General features: G+C 72.4%; 17 protein-coding genes. 6 read left to right on the plus strand and 11 right to left on the minus strand.

What is annotated here, in order from left to right; all coding sequences use genetic code 11:
• Positions 1-107: 107 nt before the first annotated feature.
• From trpS to ASC77_RS19660, 5 genes are read left to right on the plus strand one after another with little or no spacing between them, the layout of a single operon-like run.
• Positions 108-1,064, plus strand: a complete 957-nt coding sequence (gene trpS / locus ASC77_RS19640) for a tryptophan--tRNA ligase (protein WP_056156887.1) — start codon at positions 108-110, stop codon at positions 1,062-1,064.
• A 48-nt stretch (positions 1,065-1,112) separates the two neighbouring features.
• A complete protein-coding gene (locus ASC77_RS19645) occupies positions 1,113-1,412 on the plus strand; it encodes a hypothetical protein (protein ID WP_156391196.1) in 300 nt (99 codons plus the stop codon).
• Positions 1,409-2,068: a TetR/AcrR family transcriptional regulator gene (locus tag ASC77_RS27745; protein WP_056156891.1), complete on the plus strand. Its 660-nt coding sequence runs from the start codon at positions 1,409-1,411 to the stop codon at positions 2,066-2,068. Before ASC77_RS19645 ends, ASC77_RS27745 begins: the two co-directional genes overlap by 4 nt.
• Entirely contained in the window at positions 2,065-2,466 is a 402-nt protein-coding gene (locus ASC77_RS19655; RefSeq protein WP_056156893.1) for a hypothetical protein, read from the plus strand. Before ASC77_RS27745 ends, ASC77_RS19655 begins: the two co-directional genes overlap by 4 nt.
• Positions 2,463-2,687 carry a hypothetical protein gene (locus ASC77_RS19660; RefSeq protein ID WP_056156895.1) on the plus strand — a complete coding sequence of 75 codons (225 nt, stop codon included), beginning with the start codon at positions 2,463-2,465 and terminating at the stop codon, positions 2,685-2,687. Before ASC77_RS19655 ends, ASC77_RS19660 begins: the two co-directional genes overlap by 4 nt.
• Positions 2,688-2,694: 7 nt before the next feature.
• Here the strand turns inward: ASC77_RS19660 and ASC77_RS19665 are convergent, their stop codons facing one another.
• From ASC77_RS19665 to ASC77_RS19715, 11 genes are all read right to left on the minus strand, one after another.
• On the minus strand, positions 2,695-3,252 hold the full coding sequence (locus ASC77_RS19665; RefSeq protein WP_056156897.1) for a TerD family protein: 558 nt from the start codon (positions 3,250-3,252) through the stop codon (positions 2,695-2,697).
• A gap of 31 nt (positions 3,253-3,283) precedes the next feature.
• Positions 3,284-4,558, minus strand: a complete 1,275-nt coding sequence (locus ASC77_RS26790) for a hypothetical protein (RefSeq protein ID WP_056156899.1) — start codon at positions 4,556-4,558, stop codon at positions 3,284-3,286.
• Positions 4,555-5,061: a SigE family RNA polymerase sigma factor gene (locus ASC77_RS19675; RefSeq protein ID WP_056156901.1), complete on the minus strand. Its 507-nt coding sequence runs from the start codon at positions 5,059-5,061 to the stop codon at positions 4,555-4,557. Before ASC77_RS19675 ends, ASC77_RS26790 begins: the two co-directional genes overlap by 4 nt.
• Before the next feature lie 44 nt (positions 5,062-5,105).
• Positions 5,106-5,624 (minus strand): hypothetical protein, encoded by a 519-nt coding sequence (locus ASC77_RS19680; protein WP_056156903.1) that lies wholly within the window; start codon positions 5,622-5,624, stop codon positions 5,106-5,108.
• On the minus strand, positions 5,624-6,427 hold the full coding sequence (gene proC / locus ASC77_RS19685; RefSeq protein ID WP_056156905.1) for a pyrroline-5-carboxylate reductase: 804 nt from the start codon (positions 6,425-6,427) through the stop codon (positions 5,624-5,626). The genes ASC77_RS19680 and proC overlap by 1 nt, the downstream gene beginning before the upstream one ends.
• Positions 6,428-6,451: 24 nt before the next feature.
• Positions 6,452-7,387: a proline dehydrogenase family protein gene (locus ASC77_RS19690; RefSeq protein ID WP_056156907.1), complete on the minus strand. Its 936-nt coding sequence runs from the start codon at positions 7,385-7,387 to the stop codon at positions 6,452-6,454.
• 52 nt (positions 7,388-7,439) lie between these two features.
• The gene (locus ASC77_RS19695) at positions 7,440-8,171 is read right to left on the minus strand and encodes an ABC transporter permease (RefSeq protein WP_056156909.1); all 732 of its coding nucleotides are present in this window, start codon (positions 8,169-8,171) and stop codon (positions 7,440-7,442) included.
• Positions 8,168-8,881: an ABC transporter ATP-binding protein gene (locus tag ASC77_RS19700; protein WP_056156911.1), complete on the minus strand. Its 714-nt coding sequence runs from the start codon at positions 8,879-8,881 to the stop codon at positions 8,168-8,170. The genes ASC77_RS19695 and ASC77_RS19700 overlap by 4 nt, the downstream gene beginning before the upstream one ends.
• Positions 8,882-9,028: 147 nt before the next feature.
• Entirely contained in the window at positions 9,029-9,619 is a 591-nt protein-coding gene (locus tag ASC77_RS27750; protein ID WP_056156913.1) for a TetR family transcriptional regulator, read from the minus strand.
• Complete coding sequence (locus ASC77_RS19710) at positions 9,616-10,410, minus strand: sugar phosphate isomerase/epimerase family protein (RefSeq protein WP_056156916.1); 795 nt, start codon at positions 10,408-10,410, stop codon at positions 9,616-9,618. The genes ASC77_RS27750 and ASC77_RS19710 overlap by 4 nt, the downstream gene beginning before the upstream one ends.
• Positions 10,411-10,477: 67 nt before the next feature.
• A complete protein-coding gene (locus ASC77_RS19715) occupies positions 10,478-11,413 on the minus strand; it encodes a Ppx/GppA phosphatase family protein (RefSeq protein ID WP_056156918.1) in 936 nt (311 codons plus the stop codon).
• A gap of 45 nt (positions 11,414-11,458) precedes the next feature.
• Here ASC77_RS19715 and ASC77_RS19720 point away from each other — a divergent pair, with 45 nt between their 5' ends.
• Positions 11,459-12,223: a hypothetical protein gene (locus ASC77_RS19720; protein WP_056156920.1), complete on the plus strand. Its 765-nt coding sequence runs from the start codon at positions 11,459-11,461 to the stop codon at positions 12,221-12,223.
• Positions 12,224-12,250 lie beyond the last annotated feature (27 nt).

The raw sequence follows: 12,250 nt of genomic DNA on the forward strand, positions 1-12,250 counted from the left end.
CCCGCCTGACGGCGGCCCGCCTCTCAGCACACCCTTTCGACGGCCGCCCACGGGCGGCCGTTCGTCATGTCCGGACGACCCGTGGGCTCTCACCTCCAGGAGAACCCATGAACCGCCAGCTCTCGCTGCTCACCCCGAGCGGCCACCTGACGCTCGGCAACCTGCTCGGCGCCCTGCGCCCCATGGCCGCCGGCCAGCACGAGGACGACTGCTTCTACGGCATCGCCGACCTGCACGCCCTGACGACGCCGCACGACCCGGCGCAGCTGCGCGACGTCGTACGCGAGACCGCCACCCTGCTCCTGGCCGCCGGGCTCGACGACGCGACGCTCTTCGTGCAGAGCCGGGTGCCGGCGCACGCGCAGCTCGCCTACCTGCTGGAGTGCACAGCCCACACCGGCGAGCTGAACCGGATGATCCAGTTCAAGGAGAAGGGCCGCGGGGTCGACTCGACGCGGGTCTCGCTCTACACCTACCCGGCGCTGATGGCGGCCGACATCCTGCTCTACCGCACGCAGCGCGTGCCGGTCGGCGCCGACCAGCGCCAGCACGTGGAGCTCACCCGCGACCTCGCCCTCCGCTTCAACAACGCCTACGGCCCGGTCTTCACGGTCCCCGAGGTGACCGTGCCCGCGGTCGGCGCGCGGGTGATGCGCCTCGACGACCCGAGCCGCAAGATGGGCAAGTCGGACACCTCCGCGGCCGGCGTCATCGCGCTGCTCGACCCGCCCGACGTCGTACGCCGCAAGGTCGCGCGCGCGGTCACGGACTCCGACACCGGTGCCGACGCCGTCCGCGCCGACCCCGGCAAGCCCGGCGTGACCAACCTGCTGGAGATCCTGGCGGCGTGCGGCGGCTCGACCGACGGGATCACGACGTACGGCGCCCTGAAGCGGAGCGTCACCGACGCGGTCGTCGCCGAGCTCGAGCCGCTGCAGAAGCGGTACGCCGAGCTGGCGGCGGACCCGTCGTACGTCGACGGCGTCTACCGCGCCGGGGCCGAGCGCTGCCGGGAGGTCACCGCGCCGGTGCTGGCCGCGGCCGAGGCGGCGATCGGCCTGTGACGGAACGGGCTCTTGAACATGTTCAAGAGCCCGGCGTACGCTGTCGTCATGGCGGAATTGAACGCGTTCGAAACAGACCGGGAGCCGCTCGTCCCGGGGTCGGTGGTCACCCTCGCGACCGTCGCCGTCGGCTTGGTCGCCGTCGTGGCGGCCTTCGCGGTCGACCCGCTCGGACCACTCTTCGTCCTGCTCGTCTGGGGCTTCGTGCTGGGCGGCCTGGTGCTGGCGGTCCTCCCCGGGCGCGCCCGGCACGTCGGGGTCGGGCTGGCGTTCGCGGGCGCCGCCGTCCCGGTCGCCGCCTTCCTCTTCCTGGTGGTCGTGATCTCCGGCGGGGTGCTGTTCGGATGAGCACCTCCAAGGCCGAGCAGACCCGGGGCGCGATCGTCGGCGCCGCGATGCGGCTCTTCCGTCAGGAGGGCTACGACCGGACCACGATGCGCGCGATCGCGACCGAGGCCGGGGTGTCGGTGGGCAACGCCTACTACTACTTCGGCTCCAAGGAGCACCTGGTCCAGGCGTTCTACGACCAGCTCCAGGTGGAGCACGCGGAAGCGGCGGCGCAGGTGCTCGACGGTGATCGCGCGTTCGCGCGCCGTCTCGAGGGGGTGCTGCTCGCGTGGCTCGACGTGGCGGCGCCGCACCACGAGTTCGCCGGCCAGTTCTTCCGCAACGCCGCCGACCCGCGCAGCCCGCTGTCGCCGTTCAGCGAGGAGTCCACGGCCGCGCGCGACGCGAGCATCGCGCTCTTCGCGACGCTGCTCGACGGGTCGGACGCCAAGCTGGCGCCGGCCCTGCGCGCCGAGCTGCCCGACCTCCTGTGGCTCCTGCAGATGGGCACCGTGCTCTTCTGGGTGTACGACGCCAGCCCGGACCAGGAGCGGACCCGGACCCTCGTGCGGCGGATCGTCCCGATCGTGGACCGGCTGGTGCGCCTGTCCCGGATGCCGGTCGTGCGCGGGGTCGTCGACGACGTGGTCGGCCTGATGAGGGAGCTGCGGTCGTGATCACCCGGGGCCTCGCCGCGGCGTACGTGCTGACGATCGCGACGATGACGACCGTCGGCTTCGTGACGGACTCGCCGGCCCCGATCCTGGTCGCGGGAGTGCTGTCCCTGCCGACGAGCGTGCCGGCCGGGATCGGCTTCTACGTGGTCTTCGGCCTGCTGGCGCAGGTGCCCGGCGCGAACCCGAGCACCAGCAGCGGGTCGATGTCGTGCACGTCCGCGGGCGAGTGCCACGGATCCAGCTCGGGAGAGGCGGCGACCTGGTTCCTGGTGACGACCGACGTCGTCGGGATCCTTGCCCTGACCCTCGCCGCGGTGCTGAACGTGCTGATCGTCGGGCGGCTGGTCAGGGGAAGGCGCGCAGCTTCGGACCGGACCCGGTCGGGTGCCCTGCCGTGAGGCCGTACCTGTGGACCCTTGCCGCGGTCTGGCTCACCTGGTTCGCCGGCCTGGTGGCTGCCTCGGTGCACGACGATCACGCCGGCGTCGGCACGGCGTACCTCGTGTGGTTCGTGGGCATCCCGGTCTCCGTGCTCATCTCCGTGCTCGCGTGCGCGGCCATCGCGGGCGCGCAGTGCCTCGAAGCCGGGGAGCGGCGGCGCACGGGCGAGCGCGGGTGAGCCGGCGTCAGAGGAAGGCGCGCAGCTTCGGACCCGACTCGGTCGGCAGCTTGACGGCGATCCCCTCGGCGACGGCGCGCAGGGTCCAGCCCTCCCCGTCGCGGACGATCCGGGCCATCACGACGCCGGTCTCCGGCACGCCGAGGGTCAGCGTCACGCGGGCCAGCTCGGTGCCCTGGTCGTCGACGACGCGGCAGTAGGCGTTGGCGACCCACTCGAGCGAGTGGCCCTGGTAGCTGGTGACGAGCAGGAAGATCGTGTCGATCTGGCGGTGCACCTTCGCGAGGTCGACGGTGATGGTCTCGTCGTCACCGTCGCCACTGCCCGTGGTGTTGTCACCGAGGTGCTCGACCGAGCCGTCGCGGGTCCTCGTGTTGTTGTAGAAGGCGAGGTCGAAGAGCTGACCGCCACCGAACTCGACGGCCGACGCGTCCAGGTCGACGTCACGGTTGCCGCCACTGCTGAACCCGCCGGCGCTGGGGTTCTTGTCCCACCCCAGCCCCATCCGCAGCACGCCGGCGTCGACGGGCAGCGCCATCTCCTGGCCCTTGGTCAGCTCGATCACGGGGCCGAGGCTACCCGGGTCCGGCCCCGGGTCAGGGGCTCCAGATCCACGTCTCGTCCGAGATCCCCGACGGGTCGTCGTACGCCGTCGCCTCGTCGATGCCACCGAAGACCATCAGCCGGCCGTCGCCCCAGACCGCGCCCTGCTGGAGGTCGACGTCCGAGCGCGGCCTGCCGAGCGTCGTCCAGGTCTCCGCGTCGTCGTCGTAGACGTAGCCCCAGGCCGCCATGAGCGGGCCGTCCGCGGCGTGGGGGTACCACCCGTCGCCCGTCCGCGCCTCCACGTCGGGCGCGCCGGGCAGCCTGCTCCACCGTCCGGTCTCCGGGTCGAGCCGTCCACCCATGGGCGGGTTCCCGTCGAGGCCGGGTGCGGTCTGGATGTCGAGCGCGACCAGACGCGTGCCGGTCCAGTGCGCGCAGAGGTCGCCGATCGTGCCGGTCGTCGGGAAGCGCTCGCTCCAGGTCGCCCCGTCCCACCGGTCGACGATCGTGAAGGGTGGGGTGTCCCCGTCGTCGGGCGCCACGTCCGGATCGGCGCCGCAGGCGAAGATCCCGTCGTCGGTGGGCAGCACGGAGTACGCCGTCAGCCGGGGCTCCTGGTCGTCGACCGGCAGGCGCGACCACGCGCGCGCCGCGGGGTTGAGCACCATCACCCGGCCCGACGTGGACATGACGTACACCTGGCCGTCGAGGGCCTGCAGGTTGCCGCTGTCGGAGACCCGCGCCGGCGCCGCGGGCAGGGACGACCAGGTGTCGCCCTCGATGTCGTAGGCGAGCCAGCGGCGCGCGCCGTCGAAGAGCACCAGGGTCCGGCCGACGACCACCGGGCGGAACCAGTAGCCGATCGGCACCGGTGCGTCGGCGATCCGGCGCCAGGTGTCGGTCGCGGGGTCGTACGCCGCGCCGTCCTCGGCCATCGGGTCCGCGGCCACGCAGCTGGCGGCCGGCGGGCAGGGCGAGTCGGTGCCGCCGCCGAGGACCAGCGCCTCCGTGCCGGTCCACGCCGTGACCGGCGCCCAGCGAGGGCCGACCGGCGAGGGGGCGCCGGCGTGCCAGCTGCCGCCGACGGGCGGGGCCGGGGCCGGGTCGACACGACGGGCGTCGCCGAGTCTCGGGCCAGCGACCAGCGCGACGACGACGGCGAGGACCGCGACCGCGGCCGCTCCCTCGACGATCCTCCGACGGCGTCGGAGGCGCCGGCCGAGCTGCTCAGCGGCGAACCGGTCCCCCGGCCCCGGGTCGACACCGGCGAGGCCGTCGGTCAGCCGGCTGCGGAGGCGGTCCTCGATGCTGGTGCGGGGGCTCATGCGCGGTCTCCTTCCGCTGGGTCCAGCTCGCCGAGCCGGGTGCGCAGGGTCGCCAGCGCGGCCGCGGCCTGCGACTTCACCGTCCCCGGGCGGCACCCGAGGGCGTCGGCGATCTGGCGCTCGCTCAGGTCCTCGTAGTAGCGCAGCACCACGACCGCACGCTGCCGTGGTGGCAGGGCGCGCACCGCGCGCCAGACCTCGTCCCGCTCGAGCAGGTCCGGAGCAGGGTCCGCCACGCGGTCCGGCAGCCGGTCCACCGGCGTCTCGCGGCGGAAGGACGCCCGGCGGTGGTGGCCGATCGCGGCGTTGATCGCGATCCGGCGCACGTAGGCGGTCGGGTCGCTGGCGCGGTGCACCCGCGACCACGAGGCGTACGCCTTGGCGAAGGCCACCTGCACGGCGTCCTCGGCGAGCTGCCGGTCACCGGTGACGGCGTACGTCGTGCGCAGCAGCGTCGGGCGCGCCGCGACGTAGAAGCTCGCGAAGTCCGGCACCGTGCTCACACCCTGAGGATGCCTGCTGACGGCGGTTCGGTTCGGTCGTTCCCTCAGTCGGCCGAGCGCGCGTCGCGCTCGGCGAGCTCCCGGAAGGTGAGCAGCTGCTTGCGCATCATCACCAGGTCGCCCCAGGCGAGCAGTCGCGACGCCGCCCAGGCGACCGGCCCGCGCTGGCCGGTGAGGATCCGGCAGACGAGGCGGCTCCCGGCGCCGTCCGCCTCCACGGCGTACGTGACGGCGGTGCGACCGAAGACCTTCGGGATCGTCAGGCCGCTCCAGTGGTGGCCCGGATCGACGTCGGTGACCCGGAAGACCTGGACCCGCTGGCCGACCGCCGGGTCCTCGACGCCCGGTGTGAGCCGACGGGGCGAGCGGCGGCCCCGGTTGTCGATCCAGTCGTAGGAGTAGGGCCCGACCTCCATCTGGCACAGCCACCGCCAGACCAGCTCGGGGCCGGCGGCGACGGGTACGGCGCGGGTCATCCGCAGCACCGGGCCGTCGACCATCGCGTCGGCCGGGTAGGTGCGCGCGTGCTCGTCCGGGGTGGCACCCCAGACGAGCGGGAGCATCAGCTGCCTTCGGCCAACGCGCGGGACCGGTCGCGCGCGGCCTCCATCGCGGCCAGGAAGGCGGCCCGGACCTTGTGGATCTCGAGCTCGCGCAGCGCCGCGGCCGTGGTGCCCGCGGGCGAGGTGACCTGCTCGCGGAGCACGGTCGGGTGGGTGCCGGTCTCGCGGAGCATCTTCGCGGAGCCGACGACGGTCTGGACGACGAGGTCGGTCGCGGTGGAGCGCGGCAGCCCGAGGTGCACGCCGGCCTCGATCATCGACTCGACGACGAAGAAGATGTACGCCGGCCCGCTGCCGGAGATCGCCGTGACGGCGTCCTGCTGGCGCTCCGGGATGCGCAGCACCTTGCCGACCGAGGCCATCAGCGCCTCCGCCTCGGCGAGGTGCTCGTCGGAGCAGTGGCTGCCGGGCGAGATGGCCGCCATGCCCTCGTCGACGAGCGCCGGGGTGTTCGGCATGACCCGGACGACGGCGACGCCCTCGGGCACCCGGGACTCGATGAAGGCGGTGGTGATGCCGGCCGCCAGCGAGACGAGCAGCTGGCCGGGGCGCAGCACGGAGGCGATCTCGTCGAGCACGTCGCCCATGTCCTGCGGCTTGACGACGAGCGCGACCGTGTCCGACTTCTCGGCCGCCTCGCGGTTGTCGACCACGGCGACGCCGTACCGCTCCTCGAGCTCGCGGGCACGCTCCGGACGCTTCTCGCCGACGAGCAGGTTGTCGACGCGGCGGCCGGCGCGGACCAGGCCCGAGAGCAGGGTCTCGCCCATGACTCCGGCGCCGAGGATGGCGGTCTGGGACATGGGCTCGTCCTTACTTCTGGGGACTTACTTCTTGGAGATCAGCGAGCGGACGAAGAATGACAGGTTCTGCGGACGCTCAGCGAGCCTTCTCATCAGGTAGCCGTACCACTCGGTGCCGTAGGGGACGTAGACGCGCATCCGCTCGCCCTTGCCCGCGAGCCGGCGCTGCTCCTCGGGTCGGATGCCGTAGAGCATCTGGAACTCGTAGGTCCCCGGCGCGCGACCGAAGCGGCTCGCGAGCGAGCCGGCGATCTCGACCATGCGCGGGTCGTGGGTGGCGATCATCGGGTAGCCCTCGCCGGCCAGCAGCACCTTGAGGCAGCGGACGTAGGACTTGTCGATCTCGAGCCGGTCCTGGAAGGCGACCTCCTCGGGCTCGAGGTAGGCACCCTTGCAGAGCCGGACCCGGGAGCCCTCGTGGGCCAGCGCCCGGCAGTCGGCCTCGGTGCGGTGCAGCATCGCCTGGAGCACGGCACCGGTCTCGGGGAAGTCCTTGCGCAGCTCGCGCAGGATGCCGAGGGTCGAGTCGGTGGTGGTGTGGTCCTCCATGTCGAGGGTGACCGTGGTGCCGGCGTTGCGGGCCGCCCGGCAGATGGTGCGCGCGTTCTCCAGGGCGACCTTGTGGCCGACCTCGGGGAGGAACTGCCCGATCGCGCTCAGCTTCACCGACACCTCCGCGCCGCGGGTCAGGCCGCGCGCCGAGAGCTGCTGGAGGAGGTCGAGGTACGCCGTCACCGTCGCGTCGGCCTGCTCCGCGTCCAGCGTGTCCTCGCCGAGGAAGTCGAGCGTCACGAGGAGCCCGTCCTCGGACAGCACGGCGGTGGCGTCGGCGGCGGCCGCGGTGGTCTCACCGGGCACGTAGCTGCGGACGATGCCGGCGGAGACGGGCATGGTGCTGACGAGCTTCTTGACCTGCTCGCTGCGGGCGAGCAGCAGCAGGGGCTGGCGGAGGAGCGACATGCCTCTCAGGCTACGACGGGACCCGGCCGAAGCCCGATTTCAGGGGTGCCCCTCAGGGAGTACGTCGGCGCAGGGTCGCCGCGCCCAGCACCAGCACGACCACGGCGTACCCGGCGATGACCGCGAGGTCCTGCCAGACGTCACCGGTGTCGGCCGTGACGGTGAGCGTCTGCATCGCGTCGACGGCGTACGTGAGCGGCAGCACCCGGCTGACCCACTCGAGCGCGTCGGGCAGCTGGTCGGTGGGCACGAAGAGCCCGCAGAGCAGGATCTGCGGGATCACCACCAGCGGCATGAACTGCACGGCCTGGAACTCTGTCCGCGCGAACGCGCTGACGAACAGGCCGAGCGCCGTGCCCAGGACCGCGTCGGCGATCGCGACGACCGCGAGCAGCCAGACGGGCCCCTGGACGTCGAGGCCCAGCACGCCGACGCTCAGCCCGACCGCGAGCACGGCCTGGATCGCGGCGACGGCGCCGAACGCCACGGCGTACCCGCCGAGGAAGTCGATCTTGCCCATCGGCATGGCCAGCAGGCGCTCGAGGGTGCCGCCGCTGCGCTCGCGCAGCGTGGTCACGCTGGTCACCAGGAACATCACGATGAACGGGAACATCGCGAGCACCGCCGGCCCGAACTGGTCGAAGTACGGCGTGTTCTCGAACATCCACCACAGGAGGGTGATCAGGACGCACGGCAGCACCAGCAGCAGGACCAGGGTGCGCGGGTCGCAGCGGACCTGAAGGATCACGCGGGCCGTCACCGCCCCCAGGATGCGGGGACTCATGCCGCGTCCGAGCGGACGATGGCGAGGAACGCCGCGTCGACGGAGTCGGCGCCGGCCTGCTGCTTGATCTCGGTCGGCGACCCGTCGGCGATGATCCGGCCCTCGCGCATCAGCAGCAGCCGGTCGCACCGCTCGGCCTCGTCCATCACGTGGCTGGAGACGAGGACCGCCGTGCCACCGGCGGCGAGCTCGTGGAAGAGAGCCCAGAGGTCCTCGCGCAGGACGGGGTCGAGGCCGACCGTCGGCTCGTCCAGGACCAGGAGGTCGGGGCTGCCGAGCAGCGCGACCGCCAGGCTGGCCCGGCTCCGCTGACCGCCGCTCAGCCGCCCGACCACGCGGTCGCGCTGGCTCCCGAGGTCGACGGCCTCCACCACCCGGTCCACCTCCTGCCGGTCGACGCCGAGCACCCGCGCGAAGAACCGGAGGTTCTCGGCGACCGAGAGGTCGTCGTACACGCTCGCGGCCTGGGTGACGTAGCCGATCCGGTCGCGCAGCGGCCGACTGCCGGCCTCCTGGCCGAACACCCGGACCGTCCCACCGGCGACCTGCTGGACACCGACCAGGCAGCGCATCAGCGTCGACTTGCCGCAGCCGCTCGGGCCGAGGAGCCCGGTGACCCCGTCGCCGATCGAGAGGTCGAGGTGCTCCAGCACGTCGTGCCCGCCGCGGACGACGTGGAGGTCGCTGATCTCCACCGCGTTTTTCACCATGTGATGAATTATGGGTCGTGTGGAGCGGGGGTCGCAAGAGGTCGCAGGGATACCCGGCCGACCGTCTCTTCGTTAACTGGGAGGGCACTGCAATGCCCTCCCAGTTCGAGCTTCCCCGGTCAACCGGGTATCCCTGGGAACGCCGACCTACGACAGCGGCCCGGTCAGGTACCGCTGGACCGTCGGGCCGTAGATCGCGACCAGGTCGTCGGCCGGCAGGGATGCGATCGGCTCGACCTCGAGGACGTAGCGGGTGAGGATCAGGCCGATCACCTGGCTGGCGACGAGCGGCATGCGAACGTCGGGCCGGTCGATGCCGAGGGCGACGCCGACCGGCTGGAGCACGGCGGGCACGAACCCGTCACGCAGGAGACGCTGGCTGGACGGGTCCAAGATGCTGCGGGCGAGCCCGACCAGCGGGAGCCGGAGGTCGGGGTCGTCCCAGACCGAGAGGAAGACGCGCACCATGCGCTCGCCCGCGCCGTCCGGTCCCAGCGCGACGACCTCGGCCAGCCGCTCGCGCGGATCCACCGGCAGCTCGAGCGCGGCGACGAACAGGTCGTCCTTGCTGCCGAAGTAGTGGTGCACCAGGGCGGCGTCGACGCCCGCCGAGGCCGCGACCGCGCGGATCGACGTACCGGCGAAGCCCTGGGCGGCGAAGAGCTCCCGGGCCGCTGTCAGGATCCCGGCCCGGGTGTCCGGCGCGCCCGGTCGGCGTCCCCGCCGGGGGCTCGTCACGGAGTCCCGACCGCCAGGTGCTCGCGGGCGAACTCCAGCGACTCGCGCAGGTCGCGCTCCCGCTCGGCGCGGTCGACGCACTTGCGGGTGTTGATCTCGAGCACCACCTCGCCGGAGAAGCCCGTCGTCGCGAGGTGCCGGAGGAACACGTCGGCGTCCATCGACCCACGGCCCGGCACGAGGTGCTCGTCCTTGGCCGAGCCGGTGCCGTCGGTGAGGTGGATGTGCCGCAGCCGGTCGCCGAGCCGGGTGGCCATCGCGACCACGTCGTCGTGCGCGATCGCCGCGTGCGAGAGGTCGATCGTGGTGTTGGCGTAGGACTCCGTCGACGGGTCCCAGCCGGGCAGGTACATCTCGGCCTTCCGGCCGGAGGCCCGCCAGGGATACATGTTCTCGACGGCGAAGGCGAGACCGGTCGAGGCCTCCAGGGCCGCGATCCCGTCGACGAACTCGCGGGCGTAGGCCTTCTGCCAGCGGAACGGCGGGTGCACGACGACCACCTCGGCGCCGACGGCGTGCGCCATCTCGGCGGAGCGCTCGAGCTTGCCCCACGGCTCCGTGCCCCAGACCCGCTGGGTGAAGAGCAGGCACGGCGCGTGCACGGCGGAGACCGGGAGGTCGTGGTGGTCGGAGAGCTGCTTGATCGCCGACGTCTGCTGGCTCAGGGCATCGATCCCGACCATCACCTCGATCGTGTCGTAGCCCAGCGACGACGCGTAGGAGAAGGCGTGGGCCGACGACTCGGGGTAGACCGAGACCGTCGAGAGACCGATCCGCGGGACGCTGCTCATCCGGGGTCCCCGCAGAATCGTGGACGGGAGGAGCGCAGCGGGGGAAGGCCGCGATGCTGTGGGGTGGTCACAGCAGCGCGCCGATCTGGTCGAGACGTTCGAGGATCACACCCTCGCGCAGCGCCCAGGGGCAGATCTCCAGGGCGGGCAGCTCGAAGATGTCCATCACGGCCTCGGCGACCAGGGCCCCCGGGACGATCTGGTGCGCCCGGCTGGAGGAGACCCCCGGCAGGTGTGCGAGCTCGTCGCGCCTCATGGAGACCAGCTTGGGGATCCACTCCGAGAGCTCGCTCACCGGCAGCGAGCGCGGCACGAGGGGCCCGTCCCCGGACGGGGCCGCGCCGCAGATCCGAGCCAGGGAGCGGAAGGTCTTGGAGGTCGCGGCCGCGTGGTCGGGGGCTCCGTGGCGCAGCATCCGGCCGGCGTCACGTGCGATGTCGGCACGGATCTGCTTGCGGAGGCGGCGTACGTCGTCCTCGTCGGGGCGGTCGACGTCGAAGTGCTGACGCGCCAGTCGCGCGGCGCCCAGCGGCAGCGACCAGGCGACCTCGGGCTCCTCGTCCGCCCCGCCGGCCATCTCGAGCGATCCGCCGCCGATGTCGAAGACCCACAGGTGTCCGGCGGACCAGCCCAGCCAGCGGCGTACGGCGAGGAAGGTCAGCCGCGCCTCGTCGTCACCCGAGAGCACCTCGATCGGCAGACCGGTGCGCTCGTCGACCTCGGCGAGCACGGCGTCGCCGTTGACGGCGTCGCGGACCGCCGAGGTGGCGAAGGCGAGCATGTCCTCGCAGCCCTTCTCCTCCGCGACCCTCTGGGCCTGCGCGGTGAAGGCGGCCAGGGCGTCGATCCCCTGCTGCGACACGGCTCCCGTGTCGTCGAGGTGCTCGGCAAGGCGCAGCGGCTCCTTGTAGGAGAAGGCCGGCAGCGGCGCGGCGCCGCGGTGCGCGTCGACCACCAACAGGTGTCCGGTGTTGGACCCGATGTCGAGGACGCCCAGACGCATGGCTCCCACGCTACTAGCCGGGGACCGCACCGTAGGGTTGCGTCCGTGCCCGAAGTCGACCTGGTCTTTCCCCGCGCGTACGTCGAGTTCGTGAACCCCGACGACGCGTCCGAGGTGCTGCGCTGCGACCTGACGTGGCTGACGTCGAGCTACATGTGCATCTTCGGCCAGGGCTGCTGCGGCATCTACGACGACGCCCCCGACGTCGGCTGCTGCACCCTCGGTGCGCACTTCGCCGACAAGGCGGACGAGAAGCGGGTCGCGGCCTACGTCGACCAGCTCGACGAGAAGCTGTGGCAGCAGAAGCCGCAGGGACGCGCGGTCAAGAAGAAGGACTGGATCGAGGTCGACGAGGACGGCGAGCGCAAGACGCTCACGACCGTCGTCGACGGGCAGCAGGCCTGCGTCTTCCACAACCGCAAGGACTTCGAGCTCGGAGCGGGCTGCGCCCTGCACGCACTGGCGTTCGTGCTCGAGAAGAACCCCGTCGAGACCAAGCCCGACGTCTGCTGGCAGCTGCCGATCCGCCGCACCTTCCGCACCGTCGAGCGCCAGGACGGCACGTCGTACACCGAGGTCTCGATCGGCGAGTACGACCGTCGCGGCTGGGGGCCGGGCGGCCACGACCTCGACTGGTACTGCTCGGGCAACACCGAGGCGCACGTCGCCCCCGAGCCGGTCTACCTCACCCACGAGGCCGAGCTCACCGCGCTGATGGGCCGGGCGGCGTACGAGGAGCTGGTGCGGCACTGCGACGCGCACGTCCGCTCCCGGTCGGCGCTCGCGCTCCATCCTGCCGATCCGCGGTAACCATCTCGACATCAAGAAACCCCGACC

This window comes from Nocardioides sp. Root1257, assembly GCF_001425175.1.
GTDB lineage: Bacteria > Actinomycetota > Actinomycetes > Propionibacteriales > Nocardioidaceae > Nocardioides.

What these genes read in the sequence shown, in the direction of transcription:
- trpS (WP_056156887.1), top strand. Translation starts at nt 108, where the DNA reads ATGAACCGCCAGCTCTCGCTGCTCACCCCGAGCGGCCACCTGACGCTC.
- ASC77_RS19645 (WP_156391196.1), top strand. Translation starts at nt 1,113, where the DNA reads ATGGCGGAATTGAACGCGTTCGAAACAGACCGGGAGCCGCTCGTCCCG.
- ASC77_RS27745 (WP_056156891.1), top strand. Translation starts at nt 1,409, where the DNA reads ATGAGCACCTCCAAGGCCGAGCAGACCCGGGGCGCGATCGTCGGCGCC.
- ASC77_RS26790 (WP_056156899.1), bottom strand. Translation starts at nt 4,558, where the DNA reads ATGAGCCCCCGCACCAGCATCGAGGACCGCCTCCGCAGCCGGCTGACC.
- ASC77_RS19680 (WP_056156903.1), bottom strand. Translation starts at nt 5,624, where the DNA reads ATGCTCCCGCTCGTCTGGGGTGCCACCCCGGACGAGCACGCGCGCACC.
- proC (WP_056156905.1), bottom strand. Translation starts at nt 6,427, where the DNA reads ATGTCCCAGACCGCCATCCTCGGCGCCGGAGTCATGGGCGAGACCCTG.
- ASC77_RS19690 (WP_056156907.1), bottom strand. Translation starts at nt 7,387, where the DNA reads ATGTCGCTCCTCCGCCAGCCCCTGCTGCTGCTCGCCCGCAGCGAGCAG.
- ASC77_RS19695 (WP_056156909.1), bottom strand. Translation starts at nt 8,171, where the DNA reads ATGAGTCCCCGCATCCTGGGGGCGGTGACGGCCCGCGTGATCCTTCAG.
- ASC77_RS19700 (WP_056156911.1), bottom strand. Translation starts at nt 8,881, where the DNA reads ATGGTGAAAAACGCGGTGGAGATCAGCGACCTCCACGTCGTCCGCGGC.
- ASC77_RS19710 (WP_056156916.1), bottom strand. Translation starts at nt 10,410, where the DNA reads ATGAGCAGCGTCCCGCGGATCGGTCTCTCGACGGTCTCGGTCTACCCC.
- ASC77_RS19715 (WP_056156918.1), bottom strand. Translation starts at nt 11,413, where the DNA reads ATGCGTCTGGGCGTCCTCGACATCGGGTCCAACACCGGACACCTGTTG.